Annotated in this window: 24 protein-coding genes; all 24 read right to left on the bottom strand. The window is 37.2% G+C overall.

Going from position 1 to position 26,803, the window contains the following annotated elements:
• Positions 1 to 19: 19 nt before the first annotated feature.
• Entirely contained in the window at positions 20 to 1,186 is a 1,167-nt protein-coding gene (locus PK1910_RS03820; RefSeq protein WP_058948441.1) for a nucleotide sugar dehydrogenase, read from the bottom strand.
• The gene (locus PK1910_RS03825; RefSeq protein ID WP_058948440.1) at positions 1,187 to 2,284 is read right to left on the bottom strand and encodes an NAD-dependent epimerase/dehydratase family protein; all 1,098 of its coding nucleotides are present in this window, start codon (positions 2,282 to 2,284) and stop codon (positions 1,187 to 1,189) included.
• 22 nt (positions 2,285 to 2,306) lie between these two features.
• Positions 2,307 to 3,761 (bottom strand): lipopolysaccharide biosynthesis protein, encoded by a 1,455-nt coding sequence (locus tag PK1910_RS03830; protein ID WP_058948439.1) that lies wholly within the window; start codon positions 3,759 to 3,761, stop codon positions 2,307 to 2,309.
• The gene (locus tag PK1910_RS03835; protein WP_287511622.1) at positions 3,761 to 4,894 is read right to left on the bottom strand and encodes a CapA family protein; all 1,134 of its coding nucleotides are present in this window, start codon (positions 4,892 to 4,894) and stop codon (positions 3,761 to 3,763) included. Before PK1910_RS03835 ends, PK1910_RS03830 begins: the two co-directional genes overlap by 1 nt.
• Entirely contained in the window at positions 4,878 to 5,810 is a 933-nt protein-coding gene (locus PK1910_RS03840; protein WP_058948437.1) for an ATP-grasp fold amidoligase family protein, read from the bottom strand. Before PK1910_RS03840 ends, PK1910_RS03835 begins: the two co-directional genes overlap by 17 nt.
• Complete coding sequence (locus PK1910_RS03845; RefSeq protein ID WP_058948436.1) at positions 5,788 to 7,029, bottom strand: O-antigen ligase family protein; 1,242 nt, start codon at positions 7,027 to 7,029, stop codon at positions 5,788 to 5,790. The genes PK1910_RS03840 and PK1910_RS03845 overlap by 23 nt, the downstream gene beginning before the upstream one ends.
• Positions 7,030 to 7,048: 19 nt before the next feature.
• Positions 7,049 to 8,116: a glycosyltransferase gene (locus PK1910_RS03850; protein WP_058948435.1), complete on the bottom strand. Its 1,068-nt coding sequence runs from the start codon at positions 8,114 to 8,116 to the stop codon at positions 7,049 to 7,051.
• Positions 8,113 to 9,162 carry an NAD-dependent epimerase/dehydratase family protein gene (locus PK1910_RS03855; RefSeq protein WP_058948434.1) on the bottom strand — a complete coding sequence of 350 codons (1,050 nt, stop codon included), beginning with the start codon at positions 9,160 to 9,162 and terminating at the stop codon, positions 8,113 to 8,115. The genes PK1910_RS03850 and PK1910_RS03855 overlap by 4 nt, the downstream gene beginning before the upstream one ends.
• Entirely contained in the window at positions 9,155 to 9,877 is a 723-nt protein-coding gene (locus PK1910_RS03860; RefSeq protein ID WP_058948433.1) for an IspD/TarI family cytidylyltransferase, read from the bottom strand. The genes PK1910_RS03855 and PK1910_RS03860 overlap by 8 nt, the downstream gene beginning before the upstream one ends.
• A gap of 9 nt (positions 9,878 to 9,886) precedes the next feature.
• A complete protein-coding gene (locus PK1910_RS03865) occupies positions 9,887 to 10,753 on the bottom strand; it encodes a LicD family protein (protein ID WP_058948432.1) in 867 nt (288 codons plus the stop codon).
• A gap of 11 nt (positions 10,754 to 10,764) precedes the next feature.
• Positions 10,765 to 11,451 (bottom strand): sugar transferase, encoded by a 687-nt coding sequence (locus tag PK1910_RS03870; protein WP_058948431.1) that lies wholly within the window; start codon positions 11,449 to 11,451, stop codon positions 10,765 to 10,767.
• The gene (locus PK1910_RS03875; protein WP_058948430.1) at positions 11,445 to 12,644 is read right to left on the bottom strand and encodes a DegT/DnrJ/EryC1/StrS family aminotransferase; all 1,200 of its coding nucleotides are present in this window, start codon (positions 12,642 to 12,644) and stop codon (positions 11,445 to 11,447) included. The genes PK1910_RS03870 and PK1910_RS03875 overlap by 7 nt, the downstream gene beginning before the upstream one ends.
• A gap of 77 nt (positions 12,645 to 12,721) precedes the next feature.
• The gene (locus PK1910_RS03880; protein WP_058948429.1) at positions 12,722 to 13,333 is read right to left on the bottom strand and encodes a CpsD/CapB family tyrosine-protein kinase; all 612 of its coding nucleotides are present in this window, start codon (positions 13,331 to 13,333) and stop codon (positions 12,722 to 12,724) included.
• 1 nt (position 13,334) lies between these two features.
• Entirely contained in the window at positions 13,335 to 14,780 is a 1,446-nt protein-coding gene (locus tag PK1910_RS03885; RefSeq protein ID WP_058948428.1) for a GumC family protein, read from the bottom strand.
• Between the two features lie 152 nt (positions 14,781 to 14,932).
• The gene (locus tag PK1910_RS03890) at positions 14,933 to 16,759 is read right to left on the bottom strand and encodes a polysaccharide biosynthesis protein (protein WP_058948427.1); all 1,827 of its coding nucleotides are present in this window, start codon (positions 16,757 to 16,759) and stop codon (positions 14,933 to 14,935) included.
• 37 nt (positions 16,760 to 16,796) lie between these two features.
• On the bottom strand, positions 16,797 to 17,540 hold the full coding sequence (locus PK1910_RS03895; RefSeq protein WP_004693377.1) for a polysaccharide biosynthesis/export family protein: 744 nt from the start codon (positions 17,538 to 17,540) through the stop codon (positions 16,797 to 16,799).
• 408 nt (positions 17,541 to 17,948) lie between these two features.
• Positions 17,949 to 18,659 carry an ABC transporter ATP-binding protein gene (locus PK1910_RS03900; protein WP_004697319.1) on the bottom strand — a complete coding sequence of 237 codons (711 nt, stop codon included), beginning with the start codon at positions 18,657 to 18,659 and terminating at the stop codon, positions 17,949 to 17,951.
• Position 18,660: 1 nt separating this feature from the next.
• A complete protein-coding gene (locus PK1910_RS03905) occupies positions 18,661 to 19,422 on the bottom strand; it encodes an ABC transporter ATP-binding protein (RefSeq protein ID WP_058948426.1) in 762 nt (253 codons plus the stop codon).
• 11 nt (positions 19,423 to 19,433) lie between these two features.
• Positions 19,434 to 20,447: a branched-chain amino acid ABC transporter permease gene (locus PK1910_RS03910; RefSeq protein ID WP_024061205.1), complete on the bottom strand. Its 1,014-nt coding sequence runs from the start codon at positions 20,445 to 20,447 to the stop codon at positions 19,434 to 19,436.
• On the bottom strand, positions 20,447 to 21,328 hold the full coding sequence (locus PK1910_RS03915; protein WP_024061206.1) for a branched-chain amino acid ABC transporter permease: 882 nt from the start codon (positions 21,326 to 21,328) through the stop codon (positions 20,447 to 20,449). The genes PK1910_RS03910 and PK1910_RS03915 overlap by 1 nt, the downstream gene beginning before the upstream one ends.
• Before the next feature lie 14 nt (positions 21,329 to 21,342).
• Positions 21,343 to 22,491 carry an ABC transporter substrate-binding protein gene (locus PK1910_RS03920; RefSeq protein ID WP_024061207.1) on the bottom strand — a complete coding sequence of 383 codons (1,149 nt, stop codon included), beginning with the start codon at positions 22,489 to 22,491 and terminating at the stop codon, positions 21,343 to 21,345.
• Between the two features lie 120 nt (positions 22,492 to 22,611).
• Entirely contained in the window at positions 22,612 to 24,531 is a 1,920-nt protein-coding gene (locus PK1910_RS03925; RefSeq protein WP_058948425.1) for an ABC transporter ATP-binding protein, read from the bottom strand.
• Positions 24,532 to 24,559: 28 nt separating this feature from the next.
• Entirely contained in the window at positions 24,560 to 25,882 is a 1,323-nt protein-coding gene (locus tag PK1910_RS03930) for a type II secretion system protein GspD (protein ID WP_038125307.1), read from the bottom strand.
• Positions 25,864 to 26,712: a hypothetical protein gene (locus PK1910_RS03935; RefSeq protein WP_058948424.1), complete on the bottom strand. Its 849-nt coding sequence runs from the start codon at positions 26,710 to 26,712 to the stop codon at positions 25,864 to 25,866. The genes PK1910_RS03930 and PK1910_RS03935 overlap by 19 nt, the downstream gene beginning before the upstream one ends.
• Positions 26,713 to 26,803 lie beyond the last annotated feature (91 nt).

The following is a 26,803-nucleotide window of genomic DNA, read 5'->3' on the forward strand; positions in this document are numbered from 1 at the left end:
CACAATACATATAGCTGTATTAATCTCTATCAAAAATATCTCTTGTATAAACTTTATCTTTTACACCTTCTAAGCTACTATCCCAGCGATTAGCTACAATGACATCACTAACACGCTTAAAATCTTCAAAATTACGTATAACTGGCGAATTAAAGAAATCTTCTGCATCTAGTGTAGGTTCATATACTACCACAGCAATCCCTTTCGCCTTAATACGCTTCATAACACCTTGAATGGCTGATGCTCTAAAATTATCAGAGTTCATCTTCATGGTCAAGCGATAGATACCAACAATTTTCGGATTTTTAGCAATAATAGTATCTGCCACATGATCTTTACGTGTTCTATTCGCATCGACAATGGCAGAAATTAAGTTTTGTGGTACATCATTATAGTTAGCTAATAATTGCTTTGTATCTTTTGGCAAGCAATAACCACCATAACCAAAGGAAGGATTATTATAAAAATCTCCAATACGAGGATCTAAACAAACCCCCTTGATGATTTGACTTGTGCTAAGGCCACGTACTTCAGCATAGGAGTCTAACTCATTGAAATACGCTACACGTAATGCTAAATACGTATTAGCAAACAATTTAATTGCTTCCGCTTCCGTAGAATCAGTATATAATTGTGGAATATTTTCTTTAATAGCACCTTCCGCTAGTAATTGGCCAAAACGACGTGCTCTGTCAGAATCCTCGCCCACAACAATACGGGATGGATGTAAATTATCGTATAAGGCTTTACCTTCACGCAAGAATTCTGGCGAGAAAATTAAATTCTCCGTATTAAATTCTTTGCGCATTTGTACCGTATAGCCTACCGGTACAGTTGATTTAATAATCATTACTGCATCAGGATTAATCTCTAGCACAGTTTTAATAACTTGTTCAACAGAAGATGTATCGAAAAAGTTTTTTTGAGGATCATAATTTGTAGGTGTCGAAATGATAACATAATCTGCACCTTTAAAAGCTTCTACTGGGTCAAGTGTAGCTTTGAAGTTTAACTCCTTAGTAGCTAAATACTCTTGCAATTCAGCATCTACAATAGGTGTCTCTTTGCGATTTAACATATCTACTTTTTCTGGGATGATATCGAGGGCTACTACTTCATTATGCTGAGCTAACAACACACCATTGGAAAGGCCTACATAGCCTGTACCAGCAATTGCAATTTTCATTTATTTGCCCTCCATCATATAGAAATCTTTATACCATATGGCAAAACGCTTTAACCCTTCTCGTAAGGTTGTATTAGGTTTAAAGCCAAAATCTGCTTCTAACGCACTTGTATCAGCATATGTAACAGGCACATCCCCTGGTTGCATAGGTACTAATTCTTTATGCTCCTCAAAATTATAATCTTCTGACAATACGCCAGCAGAAACCAATTCCTCTGAAAGAATGCGCACAAAATCAAGTAAATTTTCTGGGTTGCTATTGCCGATATTATAAATAGCGTACGGTGGAACCGGCAAGCCATCCGCACCATTGCGACGCTCTGGTGCAGTAGACATAACCTTAGAAACGCCTTCTACAATATCATCGATATAGGTGAAATCACGCTTACAATTGCCATAGTTAAAAATTTTAATTGTCCCACCATTACGTAATGTATTTGTAAAACCAAAGTATGCCATATCTGGACGCCCTGCAGGACCGTATACAGTGAAGAAACGAAGCCCTGTGCTAGGGATGTTATATAATTTAGCATACGAATAAGCCAATAACTCATTTGATTTTTTTGTAGCTGCATAAAGAGATACAGGATTATCTACTTTATCATCTGTAGAGTATGGGATTTGTTTATTTGCACCATATACAGAAGAAGATGATGCATACACTAAATGTTCTACACCTCTTTCACCATCGTCATAAGAGTGACGACAAGCCTCTAAAATATTATAGAACCCAATAATATTAGCCTCTATATAAGCATCAGGGTTAGTAATGGAATAACGAACCCCTGCTTGAGCTGCTAGATTTACTACAACTCGTGGTTTATATACATCAAAGATTTCATCAATAAAAGCCTTATCTGCAATATTCCCTTTTTTAAAAATCCATGTATTTTTATTGTCTTTGCTAATCTCGTCAATTTGTTGCAAACGATACTCTTTCAATGCTACATCGTAGTAATCATTAACAGAATCTATGCCGATTATTTGAGTTCCTTCTGCTTCAGATAAGAGAGACATAACTAAGTTAGCCCCTACAAATCCAGCAGCACCCGTTACAAGGATTACCGTGTTGTTTAAATCTACATTTTTTGAAAGCATATGTACTCCTTTCATAGTTCTGTTAATTATGTCGTTTTACTTTACTTAAGACTTTTTTATAGCCAGAAGCAATAATTATGCGCTCAGATGGAATGACGTATAAAATAGCCACATATAATACAACACATAAAAGCATACAGACGACGGTCCACCATACTGCATCATAGAGATGTAAAATACTATAGGCAATTAACCCAACTATAGATGCTGTAATGAGATATACACTGATATTAGATATTATGCGAAATGCACTCATATTGACAAATAAAGACAATAGCAACATAGCAGCTGCTAACATTTCCATTCTTACTAACGATCGAGCATATACAAATATACTGAAATCATATTGAACAAAAATATAAATGACTGGTGCTAAAACAATCAAATGCAATATTTGAGCCCAAAACGATAGATTTGGCATTCCTTTTGCACGGAATATTTCGGAAATCAAGTTAGCTGTTACAGTCATAATAGCCGAACTCAATGCCCAAGAACCTAATACAATACCCGCTAACTTCCATTGAGGACCTAGTAATATATGCACTACAAAGTCTTGGAATACAAATAATCCTACCCCTATAGGCACTAGAAATAAAGCCATATAGCGTTGGAATGTAAAGAATGTATTCGAAAAGGCCTGTTGATCATTCTGTACTCGGCTTAAGGCCGCGAATAATACTGGTGCCAATGATGCTGTTGCCATAGCCATGACGGTAGTAACAATAGCCATTGGCATCTTATATATACCCAAATAATAAGCATCAAGACATCGGCTAATGATAAATGTGTCTACCCAGGCTGTAAGCCATATAGAAAATGCTTCTGCTAATGACCATGCACTATAACTAAACATTTTCATAAAGACGCGACCACTAAAGAATAAATGAATTTGATTCCTTCGACTCTTTAATAAGGCCAACGCCGTAAATAGCTGAGCCCCTAATATACCAGCAATTAAAGACCAATAATCGTACCCCATAAGCGCCATTGGTATAGATATCAATATAGGTGTAAGAATTGTTATGAGCCTAATATTTAAAAGAAACTTGAAATTAAAATCTCTTCGATACAATGCCATTTGGACACTACTAAAAGCAGATAAAGGAATCATAGCGCCCATCACGGCTAAAGGTATACCTAAGCCATCATTACCTACTAATACGGCCAATTCATCACGACCGATTATGATAGCGCCCCATAAAACTAGAGAAAACACTAGGTTGGCAATAAAGGCCACATCTGTGGCCTCTTGCTTATCTTGGGTACTTTCAAACTCATGCTGAACAAGAAATTTTTGAAAACCCGCATCAGCAAGCATTTCCGCAAAAGATATAACCATCATAATCGTCGCCAATATGCCGAATGCAGTCGGTGCTAACATATGAGCCAATATTATATTTGTCAGTGGTGTGATAAGCTTTGCCAAAACCTCTGTAATAACAGACCATTTAGCAGCAGCTACGATTTTAGTATCCATTATTTCTTATTGATATTCTTAATGCCTCTCAAGAATAGTTCATGATGAGCTTCACATTCCAAATAATTTTGTATTGCTAAATAACTCGTTTTGCCCAAAATAAGTTCTACCAATTTTCGGCCCAATAAAGCATTAATAGCGCGTACAATAAATGATCTACCTAAAAACTCACGCAAATAACGTTTTACATGTGTATCAGCAAAGGCCTTATAAGCTTGAGTCACAAAGTGAGGGTCTTTAATTTCTTCACTACGTTTTCTATAAGCCTCTAATGTTTCTGTAGCTTCAACTTCTGTGGCTAGTCGTGTACCATTATCGGTTCTACGAATAGGCAATTCAGACACCACAAAATCATCCTTAGTTACGTCTATAGTAACTAGTATTGCATCTTTCACAAATTCCTGATGATTTACATAAAAGTCAGAGTTAAAAATAAAGTTTCCCTGTCCATAAATGATAGTGCCCCCCTGGTAATCTTCGCGAGACCCTACACAATGATTATGTTGACAGATAACGAGATTCGCTCCACTATCGACAAATTTATGGCAATATTTCTGTAGCATAGGAGATGGATAGCGATAGAATTCCTTGCCGCCGTGATATAGAACGATGACGTAGTCGCATTGTGCCTTTAAAACTTTCACTTCGTCAAAGCTTTCTAGCACATCAAAAGGATTAGCCCCCATTGTATGACAAGTAGCTATAGTAAACTCGTTCTCTGTACAAAGATAGAATCCAATACGTACATTATCTTTTTCAAAGATAAATGGCTTCTTAGCCTCTTTCAAATTAGCTCCAGCTCCAGCATGAGCAATCTTATGCTGCTTCAACAAATTTAATGTTGTCGTCAACCCTTCCCCCCCTTGATCTAAGGAGTGGTTATTAGCCAGTGTTAAAAATAACGGCTCTAATGCCTTATATCCATTAATTGTTTTTGTAGGCGCAATTAAATTATTACCAAATTTTACGATGGGTGTCTCTATATCAGTAAGAGGAACCTCTAAATTGAAAACATTTAAATCCGATTGCTTCAAAATTTCATAAAGCTCTTTTCCTACAAAAGCTTCTCCATTACCGTTTTCAAATAATGTTTTATTAATATCCGTAGGAACTAAATCAGCCCCGATGTACATTCTCAAGATGTAACCACTCTCCTAATTCATAATCCTTTGACATAGGACGAAATCTTTCAAATCCAGCACCAGGGAAAAATGTTAATTCTCCAATAAATAGATGCCCTTTAATTTCATAAAAATCAACACGCAAAAATGGACACCCTTTGCTAAGCTCCATCGCAACCTGTTGCATTTCACCATATGTATCTGGCTTTGGAAACTCTGTAGGTAACGGTGGATAATGTCCAAAATGAATTCCCATAGGATTCCAATCGATATCATAGAAGTTCATACGCGTTCCTGTTTTAGAAAAACGATTAGAACATACTACTGTTAACTTTGGTTCACCATGAAAGCAATACATCTTATAATCTAATATGTCATTGCTACCTAACTCCGACAAATATTCCTCTCCGATAATACGTCGAGGAACATTCTTATAAGGCCACTCTCTAGCAATACGTGAATAATCCCGTTTTAAGAATGTTCTTAATTTAGCTTTTGCTGCTTCCCAATCAAGTGTTGATTTATCTTTACAAATAACGATGCCTCCACTATCATGTGTACATTTCAAAACGAATTGATTAGGCAATCTATCAAGATCAATATCATCTACAGAGTTCCATACGGAAATCGTAGGTATTATATACTGATTTCCTACACGTTGAGCAATAAAATGTTTAGCTTCATGTTTATCAACCATCACTGTTTGTATTGGGTCTCTAAAATTAACCTTAAGCCATTGTAACTTTTCGCTGAAAGTTTTTGGATTTTCTAGATCTAAAGGGTATCCCATATACTTAGGAAATACCTTCTTCAAAAAGTCTTCATCAGACAAAGAGTCATAATAACCCGATTTAATTAATATCCTCGTACGATAGTAAGGTTTTGTTAGAAAGGACATGCCAACATTACACAATTTTCTGAACTTCATGTTTTCGTCCTTTCCGAAGCAGTTGCACTTCTAAATAAAACAACATCATATAAAAATAAGTGCTCTTACTTTCATAAGAAACCATACCCATATCCATAACAATCTGTGAAAGGAATAGAATGAGTACCATTATATATTCATTACTATGGATATCACGATAGCGAATTAAATTATAAGCCACATAGAGATACATTGAATAATAGGCTAGTAAACCAATGACACCCGTGCCAGCTAATAACTCAATATAATTGTTATGCAAGTAGTAATTATCTTTGCCATACACGAAAAAAGTATATACAGATGGATTATTGATACCTACACCAGTTATGGGAGATTGATAAAATAAGTCCCATCCAATATCTACCAAAGCTAACCGAATAATAGTGGATGAGTCCCCCCCTGTGCCTGTAAAGGCTTCTACCATGTTAGACATTCGGTCTAATACTTCAGAGAACATCGGCAATTGCAATACCGCAATACCTATAATGGTAAGACCTAATAAGGAACCAATAACTTTTACAATAGAATTGACCGCATTAGCACTACGAAAACTTTTAAAAATAAAGAGTAATACTGTACCAACACCGACAAAAACTAAGGCCTTACGACTACCTGTAGCCGCTAAAATACCAAGTGTTGGTAATGCAATAATATGCCACCAACGAGGACGATTGTATAGCATATAATACAAGGTCATAACAATAGCATTGGCACCCAATAGCCCTACCGTATTCGCATTCAATGCATCATTAGCAATACGTGCTGAGGATGATAAAACAGTAATAAAATAATCTAAACCGTAGAAATAAACAGTATAGAAACAAACTATATAGCCTGTCCACATGCCAATCTTTAATAATGTATCCACCGATTTCTTATCTTGATAACACATGTATAAAATGATGAGCATAAAGAATATCTTGACCATATCAAAACTTCGGCTCATAGCTACGGAAACATCTGTGGCATTAATCGCACTTAGATAACAAGCACCAATAAAAATCAACATATAAGCATACATCCAATTAAACCGCAGTTTTATAACACCCTGTTCTCGTATAAGATAAAAAATGATGAGACCAAATAAGCATGCAAATAATACATACGCACCATAGTTCGCTTCGCCAAGGGCAAAGGAAATGGTCAACGACAACACTAAAAAGATTAGAGTTATGAACCATATCATGCGATCAGCAAGAGCCGTAATATTTAACTTCAATGGTTCTCCTCCTTACAACTCATAAAACTTCTAACCAACGTTTTGCGATTTTCCATAATGGAAATTCATCGCGTACTTTGATGGCATTCTGTGAAAGTTTAGCCGCTAGTGCAGGGTCCTTTAATACACTGCGCATGGCTTCATACATAGCCTGCGTATCACCTACAGGTACGAGAATGCCATTCTCTCCACTTTTAATTACCATGCGAGCACCGCCTACAGGACAATCTGTGACTACTACAGGTAAGCCCATACCCAATGCTTCTAGCATGGAATTTGAAATACCTTCAAAATCAGAGGATGATACAAACATAGAACAAGGGGCTACCTTTTCTAAAATATTACTAGCAAAGCCAGGCAATAAAATGCGATTCTCTAAATTAAGAGACTTAATTTGAGCTCGTAGTTCATCCTCTAATACACCTTGTCCATAAATGACGAGTTTATACGCTGGAAACTCGTCTGCCAACATACTGAAGGCATTAATCATCATAGGCAAATTCTTTTGCGGATGCAAACGACAAGCTGTAACAATTGTCTTTTCTCGTTCCCCCTCTATTGGTGGTGGCAATTTACCATTAATAGGATTGGGGATAATAACACCGCGATTTTGCACAGATTTTGGGAAATAAGAACGAGCATCTTCCGTTTGGAATACTAGTGCATCTGCAAATCTAAAGGCAAAGTCGCGTAACGCTTGTTGATGCCAACCAATAGGAACTTTGCGTGGATTATTGCGTTCAGAAAAAACAATGCGATTTTTTATAAACCAAGAGCTAATCGCTAAGATAAAACTCGATGCAGACAAAAAAGATAAGCATGTCGCATTTGGCCTAGTCTTTAAGATTTTGATTAGTTCTTTTATTTCTTGCATAAAGCGAATGACTTTATTAGAGCTTGTAGTATGAATTTCGATTTGTTCAATACCTTCCTCTAACGCATATTCATTACCATATCGATTAGGGCTTGTTTGGATAACTGTAATATGATGACCATCATGTACCCACTGACGAGCCAACTCTGTTAAGATTCGTTCAGCCCCATCGTTACCAAGGGAGATGGTGACAATTATTATTTCCTTTTTCATAAGCCTTCCTCTTGGATATATTCTGCCAGTCTTACATAGGCTTGTGCCATTGATACCTTAGGTTTCCAACCTAAAGACTTTAACTTCTTAGAACTTAAGAACATGTGTACTGTCGGTGCATAGCCGAACCCTTGTACATCTTCTGGAATATCAAAAACAACTTTACTCTTATTATTGCTCACATGGGTTGCCACTAATTGAGCAATGCTTGCAATAGAACGAGTCTCTTCATCATGACATACATTATAGGCCTCGCCAGCTTTGCCCGCCTTCATAAGGGCTAAAATACCAGTTAATGCATCGGTAATGTAGCAATAGTTCGACATAGAATCGCCTTTTGTGTGAAGAACAATATTTTCATGTTTAAGAGCACTCTTGGTAAACTGCATGAATACACGGTTATCTGATACCGGAACACCAGGTCCAAAGGTTTGAGCTAGTCTAGCTATTACAGCAGGCACGCCATATTCCACAGCATAGGACTTGCAATAACATTCACATAGTCTCTTACTTTCAGAATAAGAACTACGAACATTTAGGTGATCAAGATACCCTAATCGGTCTTCAGTCATAACTTGACCAGACTCATAAGGTACACCATATTGTTCCATACTAGATAAATAAACTACTTTCTTTACCTTTTTTCGACGGCCTAACTCGAGCATGGCCTCCGTGCCATAAATAGAGGTACGGATAGTTTCTACTGGATGTTCTACAAAAAACTTAGATTGTGTTGGTGCGGCTCCATGCAAAATATAATCACATGGCACATCAATAGATTCTAATGAGCCATCTACTAGGGTTAACGACTTATTGTCTAAATACTCACCGAGAATGGTTTTTGCCTTTTCATGGCTTCGCACATGACCAATCACTTTTAAATCCAGGTCATGAGTCTCATTGGCAAGTATAAGTAATTTTATAAACATCGATCCAATAAGCCCCGTTGCACCTGTTATAAGAATGCGTTGATGACGGAGGAAATGAAAGTAATTTTTTTCATGTACTAAAGCCGTTAACTCACGTTGAATAACGGAATTACTCATCTTTTAATCCTCCTAGCTCACGATTTTTAATAATCCCTGTGAACATATAATAATCAGATGGAGTTGTAATCTTTATATTTTCAGTTTCCCCTAATACAGGATATAGAGTATATCCATAGTGCATCATCATCGATGCGGAATCAATAAAGTCATGAATGCCCTCATCTTTTGCACGATTATGAACTGATATAATATCATCTAATCTAAAACTCTGGGGCGCTTTAGCCATGAGACATTCATTACGATTTAAAATGCGGTTAATAGAACCATTTTGGGTAACCATAACCGTTTCTATAGCTGGAGTAACAGTAATGGCAGACCCCTTTGATTCAACAGATTCTATGTTTCTCTCTATAGTAGAATTATCTACAAGTGGACGAACCCCATCATGAATCAATACAGTCACCGCATCATCAGGAAATAAACGCTTAGCCTCTACGAGTCCATTATATTGGGATTCTAGAGCGCTTTCACCACCAGGCACAATGGATAATACCTTTTGTAGCCCCGCCTTTTTGATGAGCTGTTTTGTATGATCAATCCATTCTGCTTTGCAGGCAAGAACAATCCCATCAATTGTCTCCGTTTGTTCAAACACATCTAAGGTTTGAATCAAAATTGGTCTACCGTTCCATTCTAAAAATTGTTTTGGCGTCTTGCTATTTTTCATACGAGCACCTACGCCACCCGCAAAGATTACTGCTATTCGTTTCATAGGCCCTCCTTATGGTTGAGCTTCTTTTTTGGCATAATATATGCCTTTATACTCCTTGTAAGGTGTATGTAGATCAGCAAATACTGCATCATGTTTTGCCACACGTTGTTCTATAGGTGGTAATTGCATATAGTCGCCCCAAATAAGACGCAAATATCTCTCATACCCTTTCATAACAGGTATTTGATGACCTTCAAAGTCTTTATATACAACAGAAGCAAAGTCCTCTCTAGGATGACGTAGCTTCATACCTTTTAAACTGCCAATTAACTCCGTACATTCATCACTGGTATCAAAGTCGTATTGAGTCATTCTCTTTTCTGCAAATCGCCAAATATGATAGCGTATAGACTGACTGGAAAAGATTTTATAAATATAACCAGCTAAAGCGCGATATGTAGGCCCTTTATTATCTGGTAAACGCTGCGCATTAAAGAGTGCAAACGTCATGGCCCACATCAATTGCAATACACGACTAATTTTGCCGGGTGCACAGCCATCAATAGGCATAATTTCAAGTGCTAAACCATGACAAACATCTTCATGCATACTATGACGATTAATAAAGGTCGTATTATTATCTCTTATAGATGCACCTGCATCATGATAGATGTGATCTCGATCAGTACGACAATACGTAAATCGTTCAGTGTCAGCATATTTGGGCCATAATTTAGCTAACTTTTCATAATCTGGACGAGGCATAAATAGATCTAAATCATCATCCCAAGGGATAAATCCATTATGCCGTATAGCCCCAATGAGACCACCGCCGCAAAGATAAAAGCGCAAATTATGTTTATTGCAGAACTCTTTAAAGTACAGCAACATATTCAGCTCTTTTTCTTGTATTTCCTTTGTCATAGATGTACTCATAGGGACCTCTTTCAACGTAATACAGCTAATACTGTATCAATCATCGTTTTTATATCTTGTAAAAAAGAAAACTCCTTAATACTCTTTAAATTCCAAGCCATCTTGCCCGGTAAAACCTCATTTATATAGACTTCATCAACATTTTGAGCATTTTGTAAAAGTTGATCTTCATCCTTATAAGTAATACTGGCAATACTGGTAACCCCAGCTGGTAATAATAAGGTAGCTTTCATTTCATCTGTATAAGCAGACACGTAACGTGGAACCTCAGGTCTTGTACCAACAAAACTCATATCCCCTAAAAGGATATTGATAAGCTGAGGCAATTCATCGAGGCGACAGCTGCGAAGCATATTTCCGACCTTAGTGACACGCATATCATTTTGCGACGTCACTTGTGCTCCTAAAGATTCTGCATTTTTTACCATAGTACGGAACTTGTAGATGCCAAAGGTACGACCGTACTGTGTCACTCGAGTTTGACGGAAAAAAACCTCTCCCGCACTATCTCGTTTAATCATGATGGCTAGTATCAAAAATACAGGACTTAATGTAATAAGCAGTCCCGCTGCCATTACGCGGTCAAAAATGCTTTTACAAAGAAGGCTTGTACGTCTTTGATTTAATATTTCAAAATAGGGACGAACCGCTTCACACTGTAGCTCTTGTGGTAGGTCATGAAAGTTCTTTACTAGCATTCGGTAATAATCCTTTTAAACTGTTCAATGATATATTGCACTTCTTCATCTGTAAGGAGCGTATGAAGTGGCAATGTAATTTCATTCTTAAATTGGTCATAAGCATTTGGATAGTCATCGATTGTAAAGCCTAAGTTTTTGTAAGCCGTATGCATTGGAATTGGCTTATAGTGAACATTCGTTGCAATGCCAGCCTCAGCCATAGCTTCTATAACCTTATTGCGATATTCCGCATCACGGCCATCTAAACGGACTAAATACAAGTGACCACTACTCTCATGCTCATCTGTATAATGGTTCAACAATGTAACAGGTAAATCCTTAAATGCTGTATCATAAGCTTCGATAAGTTCTTTACGACGTGCCAAAAGTTTTGGGTATCTTTCAAATTGAGCTAGCCCAATAGCCGCCATGATATCCGTCATATTACATTTATAATAGGTACCTTTAATATCATATTCCCAAGCACCTGCTTTTGTTTTTGCAAGAGCATCCTTATCTTGACCATGCAAAGATAGCAATTGGAATTGCTTGTAAATAGTTTCATCATCAATACCATCTATATGACGCCATGTAGCACAGCCGCCTTCAGCAGTAGTAAAATTTTTTACTGCATGGAAGGAAAAACTACTAAAGTCTGCAACATTACCTGTTGATACTCCTTTATAAGATGCACCAAAGGAATGAGCACAATCAGCCACAATAGGGATATGACCTAATGCTTTTTGAATATCATTAGCAGGTATAAAGAGAGATTTTTTTTCATCCACAATGGAGCGTAGTCGATCATAATCGCAAGGTACACCTGCAACATCAACAGGGATAATTGCTTTTGTTTTTGGTGTAATAGCGCGAGCGACTGCATCGTAATCCATTTCATAAGCATCTTTCTGTGTATCAACGAGTACTAAGGTAGCACCTACATGAACTACAGGACTCGCACTAGCTGTATAAGAATAAGCACTAGTTATGACTTCGTCTCCAGGTCCAATACCCAATACGCGAAGAGACATTTCAAGCGCTGCAGTAGCAGAGTTTAAACAAACGGATTTAGGTGTACCTAATTGGTGAGCTATCTTTTTTTCTAATTCTTTAGTACGAGGACCTGTCGTAATCCACCCACTTTTTAAGGCTTCAACGACTTCATTGATTTCTAACTCTGTAATATCTGGAGGAGAAAAATTAATTCTCATATAAATCACCTCAATACTTTCTGTACCATATTGATACACTTGATTTATCACATAGAATATTGATTAAAGCAGTTATATTAAGCGTCAATTACCATAGATCCTAAAAGAGAAATACCTACTTGTGAAAGCCGTTTCTTAGCTTCAATCAAATCTTTTGGACTAGCTACTTCATTTTTAACAACTAACACAACACCATCTGATTTCTCTGCCAATACAACTGCATCTGTAACAGACAATACGGGTGGTGTATCGATGATAACCACATCATATTCATCACGTACATACTCAAAAATCGCAGGTAATTTGCTAGAATCTACAATATCAGATGGATATTCAACAACTTCACCCGCCGTAAGAACATCCAAATGAGGCACTACATTACGATGAATCGTCAAATCTTCATCCATCATCACCGCATTTGTAAGGCCCTTATTTTGTACATTAAAGGCTATATGTTGTGTTGGATTACGTAGATTACCATCTACTAGAAGAACTTTATTATTATTTTTAGATAAGGCTAATGCAGTATTAGCAGCCACCTCAGAAGTGCCTTCACCACTAGTGGCTGCAGTAATGCAAATAAGCTTACACTTATATTGGTTACATACATATTGAAGATTGCTACGCAATGTACGGTATGCTTCCACAAGTGGTGTATCACCACGTTCATTAGAAATTAGTCTAATCATATTAACCTCTCACTTTGCGCAACAATGCTACGAAACGATTACTAGGCTCTTCGTATTCTACTTCTTTATGATTTGGAATCACGCCCAAGTTTTGAATGCCAAGGATGTCATTAATCTCTTGTACAGATTGGACTTTTCGATTACCGAAGAATTGGACCAATGTATAGAGACAACCAAAGAGGACCCCTAAAATGGCAGCGCCTAATAAAATAAGTACTTTACGCGGCGCAATTGCTTTTTCTGGTAATGTTGGAGCATCTACGATTTGAACTTCATTTGGTACCATAACCTCTGCTACCTTCGCTTCTTCTAAGCGAGTGGATAGCATTTGATAGATATCTTGTGCCACATCTACATCACGTTTTGCTTGGATATAACCGCGTTCTTTTTCAGGTAATCCCTTTATAGCTTCTTCGTTTGCTTTATCTAACTCAGCTAATGTAGATTGTTTACCTTGAGCTACAGCTAAAGCGGCTTCATTTTTGAACTTATCCGCTAGCAATCCTTGTTGTGCAGAGTTGCTTGAAGGTGCTTGTTGAGAGGCAATAGCGTTGATTTCAGCATTTAGACCACTTTTAGCTTCTTCAATTTGTTGATTAATTTCTTTCATCGCAGGATGTTCATCAGTATATTTACCAATATAAGAAGCTTTACGAGATTCTAAATCTGCTAACTGACCCTTGTAGGCTTGAACCGTAGCACTATCAGCGATGCTTTTACCTGCAGAACCTAATTGCTCATTGATACTGCCAAGTGCAGCTTGTGCCGTTTCTAAATCGAGTTGATTTTGAGCCTTCTCACGATCAATTAGAGTAATCTTATCAGTTAAGCCTTTCATCTGATCAGCTGTAGAGTACACCTTATTATCTACTTGGAATTGTTGCAATTTATTTTCTGCTTGCTCTAATTCAGATTTCGCAGTAACAACGCGTTTTTGTAAGAATTCACGAGTAGTTCGTTGTTCAACATGAGAAATTTCGGCAAGACGTTTTAAGAAGGTATCAATAAGTAATTGATTAGCTTCTTGTGCTTGCTCAGGACTCTTACCAGTTACGCTTACTTGTAATAACTCGGTTTCTTTATACGGTTTAGTTTCAATGCGAGTTTTAACAAAATCTTCATATGTTGGCGCATTACCAGTACCTTCAGGATCTTCTATAGCAGTAATTACTGGCTCTACTACATTACGACTTTTTAAAATTTCTGCATCTGTGTTCATCAATTGACGAGACATAGAATCAGAATAGGCATTAGCACTAGATAATACAGAATTGCTCAAACCTTGAGCTTGTTTAATGCGCAACATCGATGTAGATTGATATGTAGATGGTGCAAGAAAGGCATACGCACCACCTAAAACCATACATGCTACCGTAATATTAATAATTTTACGGCGCTTTTTAATGAGGACTCTGCCCACCTCTTTTAAATCAATAATTTGTTCCACCCATATACCCCTTTCTGTAAAAGTATACAAACAACAGGGTCTCTCCTACTTATAGAATATTAACTGTACCAAACCCTCTCAATAAAGGCACAATGTATCAAAATTAAAATAGTCTTATACATATATTGGGTAATAAATGTATCATCCACGACCTATACATTATGATTTGGATCGTATGTAGGAATGATATCCTGCAATACATTAATCACATCTATATCGGTTTTACATGTATCAAAGCGCTCTATTTCACGACTCAGCCATTCTTGATCAACATCTTCTAGAGCTGCTTCAAAAATTTTCTTATGCGTAGTAGTATTCGTACCTTCTCCGGCAGTTAATAGTTCTTCATATAACTTTTCACCTGGACGTAAGCCAGTAAATTCAATACGAATATCTTTATTAGGCTCAAAGCCAGAAAGGCGAATCATATTCTTAGCCAAATCGACAATTTTAACCGGTTCACCCATGTCCAAAAGGAACACTTCTCCTCCATTCCCCATGGCACCAGCTTGAAGTACTAATTGACTGGCTTCAGGAATAGTCATGAAATAACGTGTCATTTCTGGATCTGTAACGGTTACAGGACCACCTGCTTCAATTTGTTTACGGAATAAAGGAATAACCGAACCACGGCTACCAAGTACATTACCAAAACGAACTGTTATAAACTTAGTATCATATATGTGATTCATACCAAGTACAACTTTTTCAGCAACCCGTTTTGTAGCGCCCATAACGCTAGTTGGATTCACCGCTTTATCCGTGGAAATCATAACAAATCGATCTACCCCATGAGCTCCGGCTACATCCGCAACATTACGAGTACCATAAATATTATTTAATACCGCAGCAATTGGCTGGATTTCCATAAGAGGCACATGTTTGTGAGCTGCCGCATGAAATACTACATCAGGATTATAGTTTTTGAAAATTTGTTCTAATTGATTCTTATCGCGAATATCTGCAATGATTGGAACCAAGGTATCTTGGGGCGCAATATTGCGCAATTCTTGATGAATAAGATAAATACTATTTTCACCATGACCTAGAAGCAATAGCTTTTTAGGCTTTACACGTAAAACTTGACGACAAATTTCAGAACCAATAGATCCCCCTGCACCAGTAACTAAAACCACTTTATCCTTAAGATATGTTTCAACCTTGGACGTGTCGAGCTGAATCTCATCACGCTCCAACAAGTCCTCGATTGAAACAGGATGTAAATGAGATACAAGAACTTCATCATCAAGTAATTGATACATCCCCGGTAAAATATTGATTTTACATTTTAAAGGAGAACAGATTTCCATGATTTCTTGAATAATATCTCGCTTCACGGAAGGCATGGCAATAATAATTTCTTCTACCTTATATTTAGCGACTAATGCTGGAATATCTTCACGATTACCGAGAATTCTAAAACCATTCATAAGACGATTATGTTTAAACATGTCATCATCAACATAACCAATCACTCGACGAGAACGCTTATGATATCGTTCAATTTCACGAGCTATAGTTGCACCTGCATCACCGGCTCCTATGATCAATGTATTCACTTGGCCACTTTCACCATCGTCCCCACTGCTATAGTGAAGTGCCACATAATGAAGCAACATACGTCCCATACCAACAGCACCTGTAGTGAGGAACCATGTAATAAAATAGACGGAACGTGGTAATGACTTACCAAATACAAACATAGAGGAATAGAATAAAGCCGTACCAATTGTAGTCGCTACAAATACTGCTAATACCTCTCGCATCCCTGCATAGCGCCAAATACGTGTATATAAATGCATTATCAAGAACATCAACATATACGAAATAAGTAATAACGGAAGTGCATCCACCATTTGATTAATATATTGAGGTTCTATGTGTCCATCAAATCGAATAAAAAGACTGATAAAAGCAACGATTACAATCGTCACAATATCGGTAATAAACAATATGGATGGTAATAAATATGAACGCAAAAAAACGCCCCCTTATATGATAGATATCGCCTTATCTTTAATCCTTACCTATTCGTGATACCATATAAGCCCCTGTTAAGATTGGAGCAATATCACGAGCAAAGTTGATACGACTATTCTTAGTTAAGTAAAGAATATCACCTTCACGCATGATGTAGTTTTCAGACATATCTCCAGTTTGTAAAATACGATTTAAATTGATAGGAATCGGTTTCTCTGGATTATCTTGATGAATCAAGTAAATTTTCTTCTTTGCTGTATCCCAGTTAAAACTACCTGCAGCCCCAATCGCATCAATAACTGTACTAGATTTAGTCAACGTATAGGCGCCAGGCTTATTAATTTCACCAAATACATATACGCGAACACCGCCCAATTTCGATACATTTACTGTGATATCAGGATTAATGATATAACGAGACAAACCTTGCTGTAATTCAGCTGTAAATTCATCTACAGTTAAGCCATCTGCTTTTACAGCACCAACCATAGGAAACGATACATATCCATCTGGTCTGACAGTATACACAATGTCATTACCATTACGCGTACCAAGCTCTGCCTGCTGAACCACTTGAATATTCAGTTCATCGCCTTGACGCAGACGATATTCTTTATCAGAGCTAATTACAGATGCACTATTTTCCAATGGTGCATGGCCTTCCATTTGTACATTCTTAGCATTATAAGGCTGATTAGTATTTATATTAACTGGTGCAGCCATAGCCATTGTTGTAGTACATAAGAATGTAGCCATCATCATATACTGTTTCTTCTTCATACTTACCTCTTTTTTATTCAACTTATTTAATTCATCACTTAATTATTGATGTATCTTATATCTAAAAAATCAGTCATGCTATTTTATCATTTTTTTAAATATACTTCTACAAATCTAGTATCTTCCAGGCGAACTTCATATAATCTTCAACAACAATTCCCTAAAAATACAGTATTTTCAATATATGTTCATTAATTATTATTTGCTTTTTTCATTCTTAATTCACTAGATTTATTATTGATTATCTTAAAAATAATAAAAAATTTATAAACTCACTTCATTATCAGCTCACATAGTGCTGCTATTTCTATCAGAATTAGTGATAAAAAATAAGGTGTATATACTAGAAATCTAGTATATACACCTTATTCAAAGTTTTTGACAATAATGATCGCTTTATATAATTACTTATTCAACACGACCGCCTAAATAAGCTTCCATAACACGAGGATTATGGCGAACTTCATCAGCAGATCCAGATAATACCATTTTACCAGTCTCTAAAACATACGCATAATCAGCAATCTTCAATGCTTGACGTACATTTTGTTCTACTAAAAGAACTGTTGTTCCATCGGCACTAATTTCTTTAATGGTTTCAAAAATCTCATTTACTACTAAAGGCGCAAGCCCCATAGATGGTTCGTCTAGTAATAACAACTTTGGACGAGCCATAAGTGCACGGCCAATAGCTAGCATTTGCTGTTGACCACCAGATAAAGTACCACCCAATTGATAGCTTCGTTCATCAAGAATAGGGAATCGTTTAAATACCTTTTTGATATCTGCTTCGATTTCTTTATCTTTACGTGTATAAGCACCCATTTCAAGGTTCTCATAAACACTCATATCTTGTAGTATTTGACGCCCTTCAGGAACTAAAGAGATACCATTCTGTACAACTTGATGAGTTTGACGACTCGTAATATCTTGACCTTCAAAAATCACTCGACCAGATGTGGGTTTTACAAGTCCCATAATAGTCTTCATCGTAGTAGTCTTACCAGCACCATTAGCACCAATAAGAGATACAATCGAACCTTGTGGAACCTCTAGGCTTATATCTTTTAGGGCTGTAATATGTCCATAACCAGCCACAATATTTTCTAGTTTTAACATATTACACCTCTTCTTTACCTAAGTATGCTTCAATTACAGCTTCATTATTTTGAATTTCTTGAGGTGTACCTTCAGCAATTTTCTTGCCAAAGTTAAGTACTACCAAACGATCACAGATATTCATCATCAATTCCATGGCATGTTCAATAACCACAACGGTAATACCTAGATCACGAATCTTGCCAATCAATTGACGCAAAACTTCAGTTTCACTATCATTCATACCGGCTGCCGGTTCATCAAGCAAGATTAACTGAGGATGTGTCGCTAAGGCACGGGCAATTTCAAGACGACGTTGCTTACCATACGGTAATGATGTGGCAACCTCTTCCGCATCTTCTTCAAGCCCTACAAGCTTTAAAAACTCATAGGCAATACCACGGCAACGTTCTTCTTCAATACGTTGACGTTTTGTTTTCAAGAAGCTAGATAGGAATCCAGAGCCAGTGCGACAATGCATACCGGTTAATACAGTTTCAAGAGCTGTCATATTGCCAAAGAGACGAATATTTTGGAATGTACGAGCAATACCCATTTCAACAGTTCTATGAGGCTTAATCCCTACAGCAGACATACCATCAAAAACAATTTCGCCCGAACTTACTGGGAATACACCTGTAATCAAGTTGAACAGTGTCGTCTTACCAGCACCATTTGGACCAATAACACCAAATACTTCACCTTGTTTAACGCCAAAAGATACTCCTGTGAGGGCTGCAACGCCACCAAAGCTTTTACTTACGTCATTTAATTCTAATAGCATTCAGTTCCCTCCTATCCTTGTTTTTCTTCTTGTTGTTTGCGTTTATATGCTTCAAAACGTTCTGTCAACACTTGTGATTCAGGAATATATGGAGCCTTTTTAAAGCCTAATTTGCGACTAATTTTGTCTACCATCGATTCTGTCAGAATACCATCTGGACGAACTGCCATCAAAATGACTAGTAATGCACCATAGATGATGTCCCGATAATCGGATAAGAAACGCAATACTTCTGGCAATAATGTAAGAATAAAGGAACCTAATACGGAACCCCATACTACATTAGAACCACCAAATACAGGGAATAATAAGATTTGTACTACCTTATGGTAACTAAAGTCTGTAGGATTGATAAAGTTTGTAATATGCGCATACAAACCACCGCCAATACCAGCGATGAAAGCACCAATGATAAAGGCCATCATCTTATAGTATACAACGTTAATCCCCATCAATTCTGCTGCATGATCATCAGCCTTAATCGCTGCAAAGGCACGGCCCACACGACTATTATTGATTCGTACACAAAAGGCAATAATCAATACTAAAATAGCTAACAAAATAATGATAGCCATTAGATTGCCCCATGCAACAGCATCAATGCCCATTAAACCATCGATATCAAGTTCATAGGCTAAGTTTGTTAATTCTTGAGGAATGGATGGAATACCAGAAAGGCCTAATGCACCATTAGTAATATCCAAGTTCAAGAAAATAACACGCACAACTTCGCCAAAACCAAGAGTAGCAATGGCAAGATATAATCCGCGAAGACGTGTTGTTGGTAAACCGATAATAACGGCTACAAGGCTAGCAACTAAGCCACCAATGATAATGCCTAAAACGATAGGCAAATCAGCTTTCAAAGAAAGGATAGCGCCTACATATGCACCAACGCTCATAAAGCCAGCAGCCCCTAAAGAAAGCTGACCACTTGCAAGTGTGAAATAAATTGAAATACCCATGATGGCATTGATGATGAAAAACATCACGATCTGTAGATAATACGGGTTCAATAAATCCATTATGGTCTCCCCCCTTTATCTTTAGATCCAAACAAGCCTTGTGGGCGCCAGAATAATAATAGGATGATGAGACCAAAGGCCACAGCATCACGGAATGTAGATGCGCCATATGCAACAGAGAAGATTTCTGCTACGCCTAAAATGAAGCCGCCAACCATGGCACCTGTAATATTACCAAGGCCACCTAAGATAAGTACTGCAAGGCCTTTAAAGCCTATAATAACCCCCATCGTAGGCTCAATAGCATTAAAGGACAAGCCTACCAACACGCCTGCAGCAGCACCTAAAGCAGATGCAATCATAACTGTAACAGATATAATCATTGTTGGATTAATACCCAAGAGAGCTGCTGTTTCCGTACTCATAGATACAGCGCGAATAGCCTTACCAATCTTAGTTTTCTTAATAACTATATTAAGAATCAGCATTAAAACAATAGAAACGCCTAAGCCAATAATTTGTACCATGGAAATTTTGAAAGCTCCAAAGTCGATTAGGCCACCAATATAGTCTGGTGGGAACGATCTAGTTTGAGGGCCCCAAAGCAATAATGCCAAACTTTCAAGGAAAATAGAAACACCAATGGTACTAATAAGTGGTGCCAAGTGAGACACCTTTTTCTTACGAAGTGGACGAAGCGCCACAAATTCTAAAAGATAACCAAGGATAGCACCGACAGCCATAGCTACGATAAGGGCTACAAAAATGTTAACGTCAAAAACAGTTACCATAAAAAGACCAACGAAGGCACCTATCATAAAGATGCCTCCGTGAGCCATGTTGATAATATTCAAAACACCGAACACTAGTGTTAAGCCAATAGCGAGTACAGCATATAAGCTACCGAGGGTTAACCCGTTAACTAATTGTTGTAAAAACACTATACTACCTCAACTTATTTTGTTAATGCGTCAAATTGACCGTTTTTAATTTGTAATACTTGAACTTCCATGGAAGGATCGCGCTTTTCGTTGAACTTGAATTGACCAGTTACACCAACGAAGTCAGCAATATTTTTCAATGCTTCTCGGAATTTTTCGCGATCTGTTGTGGAGCCGGCTTTTTTCAAAGCTGCTTCATAGAGGTATACCGCATCATAAGCTTGAGCTGCGAATTGGTCTGGTTCTTTACCGTATTTATCTTTATAAGCTTTACGGAAGTCTTTTACCTTTTGATCGTCTTTATTAGGGAACCATGGCGTACCAACAATAACACCATTAGCAGCATCGCCAGCAATTTTAATAAATTGTGGGCTATTGAAGCCATTGGAACCAACTACAGGTTGATTCATACCCATTTCACGCATTTTTTTCATGATTAATGCGCCTTCTTGGTAAAGAGAAGCAACTACGATAACATCAGGTTTTGCTTGTTGAATCTTAGTTAATTGTGCAGAGAAATCAGTATCTTTATCTGCAAATGTTTCAGTATCAACGATTTGTACGCCTTCAGATTCCAATGCTTTACGAGCTGTATTATTTACAGATACCATTTGGTCATTATTATTGGAGTACATAATAGCTGCAGTTTTGAAGCCTAAAGTTTTATGTGCTTCTTTAATTGCAGTATCTACTGCCAAGGATTCAGGTACAGCATTACGGAAAATGTAATCGCCGATATCTGTAATACCTTCAGCAGTTGTAGATGTACCAAGAGCTACGATTTTACTTTTGTTTGCTACAGGACCAGCTGCCATCATTTCACCAGATAACATTGGGCCGATAACAGCTACAACTTTATCCTTAGAAATTACTTTATTCATTGCATTAATTGCTTCGTTTTTATCACCTTTAGTATCTTCTACTAATAAGTTAATTTTTACAGCATTTGCATCAGCGTTAATTTCGCTTACTGCCAATTCTGCACCAGCTTTAATGGACTCACCATATGCGGCTGCACCACCAGTTGTTGTTGTCAACAATGCGATTTTAGCTTCATTGCTATTTGCATTACCTGCATCTTTATTACTGCCACAACCAGCAGCAACTGCCATTACACCAGCAAGGCCAAAAATGGCTGCTTTTTTTAACATGGATTTATTCATGCTACACCCTTCCTTTGAAACATAAAACTTTGATTCTATACCTATATTATGAGAAATTTCAATCTTTTGTCAATTAAAAGAAAATGATTTTAATTCCTTAATAATATATACATTAAAAAGCTATTCACATAGCCGTTCCCACTTCTCATATAATGAATCCAACTCAGTTTGAGTCTCTTCAATTTGTATGGAAATTTTAGACATTTCATCTAAATCTTGCTGAACTACAGGATTCGCTAATTGCACTTCATACATCTTCATCGTCGCCTCTAAACGAGCAATTTCAGCTTCTACCTCAGCTAATTGTTTTTCTACCATATAAGCATTTGGCTTCTTCTGATTTTCCTCTATAGTTTCTGATGCTGAAAGCATTGACTCATTAGTAGGAGTAGCTTTACTATCACGCTTACTTCTCTCAGAGTTTTTCTCATTAGCTAATGCTAATAAGTCTTCTTTCTCTTTCAGCTTTTCCTTATAGTATGAATAATTACCGAGGTACTCTGTAATTTTACCTTCATCTAGAATTACTGTTTTTGTAGAAACTTGATCTAAGAAGTATCTATCATGAGAAATAATAAAGCAAGTCCCTTCAAATTGTTGTAATGCTCTTTCTACGATTTCTCGTGTAGGAATATCTAAATGGTTTGTCGGTTCATCTAAAATTAGGAAATTATCGCCTTGAAGAAATAACTTAAGCAAAGCTAAACGAGCGCGCTCACCACCAGATAATTCACCTACTAGCTTAAATACATCATCACCTTTAAATAAGAACGACCCAAGCACATTACGCGCCTTATCCTCACTGTAGTTAAAGTGATTCATAATCTCTTCTACTACCTGCCAAGAATCGTGCAACTCTTCGTGCTCTTGTGAGAAGTAACCCACTTGTACCCGATTGCCAATATCTACATGACCATTTTCAGGGAATAATTCTCCTACAATAGTTTTCACCAGTGTAGACTTACCAGCTCCATTAGGCCCGATAAGTGCTACGGATTCACCACGTCGAACAACAAGAGAGATATCATTAATAATACGACTTTCACCATATCCTACAGATAAGCGATCTAGTACTAAAACCTTATCGGCACTCATTGCTGCAGGAGGGAACGAAAATTGTAAATGATGTGAAGTAACAGGTGCCTCTAGACGTTCTAATCGATTAAGTTGGGACTGACGACCACGAGCCATTTTAGACTTGATACCAGCACGGTATTTATCTATATAAGCCTCTGTTTTCTTAATGTACTCCTGTTGTTTTTCATAAGCCACCATATCTGCCTTTAAGCGTTCATCCCGTTGTTGAATATACCGACTATAGTTACCGCGATAGGTTGTAGCCTTATGATTATCTAACTCTACAACACCTGTGACAATACGGTCTAAAAAATACCGGTCATGACTTACAATGAGAATTCCACCCTGATAGGCAGATAGGTACCCCTCTAACCACTCCAGCATATCCATATCTAAATGGTTAGTTGGTTCGTCTAAGAATAAAAAATCGGGACTACGTACTAATGCTTTAGCTAAGTTAATACGTGTTTTTTGACCACCTGAAAATGCATTAGCCGGCTTATCTAAGTCATCGTCAGTAAAACCAAGACCATAGACTATGCGCTTTGTCTTTTGCTCGTAGTCATACCCGCCTAACCATTCTAGACGATTCTGTAAATAATCTAAGCGTTGTAAATCCGATTCGCTAGCCTCTTCAGATTCCAATCGACTAGTGAGTTCTTTTAATTGTTTTTCCAATGCATGAACATCGGCCCAAGCCTTTTCTATTTCCGTAGCAAGGCTATCATCCCCCAGATTTACATCTTGTTGTAAATAGCCAATACTAGCAACAGGCGACTTGACTACATTACCTTCATCCAGCTCTTCATAGCCTAATATGCACTTTAACAAGGTAGATTTTCCAGCCCCATTAGGGCCTACCAAGGCGAGTCGATCCCCTTCTTTTAACTCAAAGGACACATTGGAAAATACTTGGCGCACTCCAAACGATTTTCCAAGGCCTATCATTCGAATGCGTTCCATTCACAACCTCCTAATCATTTACTCTTCATTATACCACAGTTGCCCTCACTAACATTAGCATTTCTATAGAATCTTTTGTTTTTCGACTATGACGGAATAATTTTCCTAACAAAGGGATATCTCCTAAAATAGGTATCTTTTGTATTTGATGTTGATCTCGATTGTCCATGAGTCCACCAATAACCAGCACTTCTCCTGGTTGTAATCGTACTCTTGTATGTGCTTGACGTGTGCTTATTTTATAGGCTTTCATTTCAGATACCATAATAGGTGTACTCACCTCTGCATGTATTTTAGCATCTACACCATCATCAGCAGTAATAATAGGAGTATAATTCAACTTAATGCCCACCTCTTCATAACGAGTAGAACGCTTTCGTTCTCCATTCACTTCCGATTCTTCTATAACTGGTATTCTTTCACCTATCAAGATATGTGCAGTCTCACCATTGAGAGCCATGATAGATGGCTTTGCAATTAGAACGGCTTTACCTGAGCTTTCCATAAGACTTAGCTCTGGTTTTACAAAAAACTTATAGGCTTCCCCAGTCGGTGTTTTGCCAAAGGTAACGGCACCATAGGAATGTGTTTTATCTTCTCCATGACCGGTCAAGCTAAGCCAAGACCATCTAAAACCTTGTTCCTTAGCATAGGATTGTTCCATAGCAATGATGGTAGCTTCCAATTGCACTTGTTTTGGTTCCTTGTCGATAGCACGTACTAAGGTTTCTACGCGTCGCTTTTCTCCGCTCGTCAAATGCATAATTACTTCATTTTGTTCTGAAAGCACTGCCATTTTATCGTTTTTTACCACTGTGCCTACCACATTTTTCAAAGACTCAGCCGGTAAATGTTCAGGTGATATAACATATAGTTCTCTTTTTTCAAGTGTTTCATCATCAGAATCAATAAGAAGTGTATTATGCTCCTTCGATACGGAAAAATGATATAACTTACCTAATTCATTAATAATTGCTTCTGGTGATTCTCCCTTTACAGTGGCCGTAATACTCCCTTTTAACGACTCTACACCAATTACGGATATACCATAACTACGACAAATGCCTAAGACGGTCTCCTTTAAGGATGCATTGCGTACAGAAATCGTTATGAGTTCGTTCCCAACCTTTTTTTCATTTTTATCTACTTCACTACTATTTACGATAGTTTCAGAACTACTAGCAGTTATTCTATCATTTCTATTAGTACCTATCCTATCAGTACTATTAGCAAATACCATGAACGGAGTTACAAGCATGACGACCATCCATAAGCTTATTCGCAATATAACTATCACTATAATCTTATCTATATATTTTAGACCTAGAAAGTTTACTCGATTCTTAGCCACCGTGATGAACCTCCTTCAATAATTTCTACACCACTTGCAGTTATCTTAGATACTGATATTTCTTTCCACACACTTCCTATACTAACCATTTGTTCCTCTGTACCTTTTCGTAAAATAGCAATATTCTGTTGTCCCTCAATAATACCTATAAGCTCTATGGGATGTTGTTTGGTAGGATTACTTATAAAAGGTTGTATACTGGATTCAACTCGTCTAGCACTAATATCTTTAGCTTTTAATTCAATATAATTACCACTATGCTTTTTATTATTTCTTATTTGTTGATATTTTCCATTTCTACGACTTTTATCTTCCGTTTTTCCAAAAGTACTTATTTCATCATCGGACTCATATAAATCATTATTTATATCAACGAAATTGCCATTACTATCTTTAGTTATCTTATTCTGACCAAGTAAATCATCTATAGGAATATCTTTAAAAACCTCTCGCCAAGAATTTGCTCGCTCAACACCGGTAATATCATATAATAATCGTCCATGAACATCGCTTTTTACCTCTCTATCCTTTACATTTTTTATATCACTTTCATCTTTAAAATAGTTCTTTCCTTTCCCATTTCTATTATCATGTGTTGTTTCTTTTGATAATTTTTCTGAGCCTCGTTCAATTTGCTTAGCATCTCTACCATTAGATTGATCTAAACTAATATGAACATTTTCCTCCTCATGTGGATAAAAAATACCAATGCCTAAAAGGGCAACCGTAATGATAAAGAAAATACCAAGTGCAAACTTATAGTGGCGCATAATAAAATGCTGCTTATCAATCCACATTTTCATACGTTCTATATAGTCTTGTAAGTTCATAATCCACCTCCTGCTGACATATTCTAGGAGGCTCTTTTAAAATCCTACAAAAAAATGACTCTACCAGTCACCAAGGTGACTAATAGAGTCA

The sequence above is a fragment of the Veillonella parvula genome (genome assembly GCF_036456085.1).
GTDB lineage: Bacteria > Bacillota > Negativicutes > Veillonellales > Veillonellaceae > Veillonella > Veillonella parvula_E.

Bases quoted from the DNA above. Each gene is read 5' to 3' on its own strand.
- PK1910_RS03820 (WP_058948441.1), bottom strand. From the start codon at position 1,186: ATGAAAATTGCAATTGCTGGTACAGGCTATGTAGGCCTTTCCAATGGT.
- PK1910_RS03825 (WP_058948440.1), bottom strand. From the start codon at position 2,284: ATGCTTTCAAAAAATGTAGATTTAAACAACACGGTAATCCTTGTAACG.
- PK1910_RS03830 (WP_058948439.1), bottom strand. From the start codon at position 3,761: ATGGATACTAAAATCGTAGCTGCTGCTAAATGGTCTGTTATTACAGAG.
- PK1910_RS03835 (WP_287511622.1), bottom strand. From the start codon at position 4,894: ATGTACATCGGGGCTGATTTAGTTCCTACGGATATTAATAAAACATTA.
- PK1910_RS03840 (WP_058948437.1), bottom strand. From the start codon at position 5,810: ATGAAGTTCAGAAAATTGTGTAATGTTGGCATGTCCTTTCTAACAAAA.
- PK1910_RS03850 (WP_058948435.1), bottom strand. From the start codon at position 8,116: ATGAAAAAGGAAATAATAATTGTCACCATCTCCCTTGGTAACGATGGG.
- PK1910_RS03855 (WP_058948434.1), bottom strand. From the start codon at position 9,162: ATGAGTAATTCCGTTATTCAACGTGAGTTAACGGCTTTAGTACATGAA.
- PK1910_RS03860 (WP_058948433.1), bottom strand. From the start codon at position 9,877: ATGAAACGAATAGCAGTAATCTTTGCGGGTGGCGTAGGTGCTCGTATG.
- PK1910_RS03865 (WP_058948432.1), bottom strand. From the start codon at position 10,753: ATGAGTACATCTATGACAAAGGAAATACAAGAAAAAGAGCTGAATATG.
- PK1910_RS03870 (WP_058948431.1), bottom strand. From the start codon at position 11,451: ATGCTAGTAAAGAACTTTCATGACCTACCACAAGAGCTACAGTGTGAA.
- PK1910_RS03875 (WP_058948430.1), bottom strand. From the start codon at position 12,644: ATGAGAATTAATTTTTCTCCTCCAGATATTACAGAGTTAGAAATCAAT.
- PK1910_RS03880 (WP_058948429.1), bottom strand. From the start codon at position 13,333: ATGATTAGACTAATTTCTAATGAACGTGGTGATACACCACTTGTGGAA.
- PK1910_RS03895 (WP_004693377.1), bottom strand. From the start codon at position 17,540: ATGAAGAAGAAACAGTATATGATGATGGCTACATTCTTATGTACTACA.
- PK1910_RS03900 (WP_004697319.1), bottom strand. From the start codon at position 18,659: ATGTTAAAACTAGAAAATATTGTGGCTGGTTATGGACATATTACAGCC.
- PK1910_RS03905 (WP_058948426.1), bottom strand. From the start codon at position 19,422: ATGCTATTAGAATTAAATGACGTAAGTAAAAGCTTTGGTGGCGTTGCA.
- PK1910_RS03910 (WP_024061205.1), bottom strand. From the start codon at position 20,447: ATGGATTTATTGAACCCGTATTATCTACAGATCGTGATGTTTTTCATC.
- PK1910_RS03920 (WP_024061207.1), bottom strand. From the start codon at position 22,491: ATGAATAAATCCATGTTAAAAAAAGCAGCCATTTTTGGCCTTGCTGGT.
- PK1910_RS03925 (WP_058948425.1), bottom strand. From the start codon at position 24,531: ATGGAACGCATTCGAATGATAGGCCTTGGAAAATCGTTTGGAGTGCGC.
- PK1910_RS03935 (WP_058948424.1), bottom strand. From the start codon at position 26,712: ATGAACTTACAAGACTATATAGAACGTATGAAAATGTGGATTGATAAG.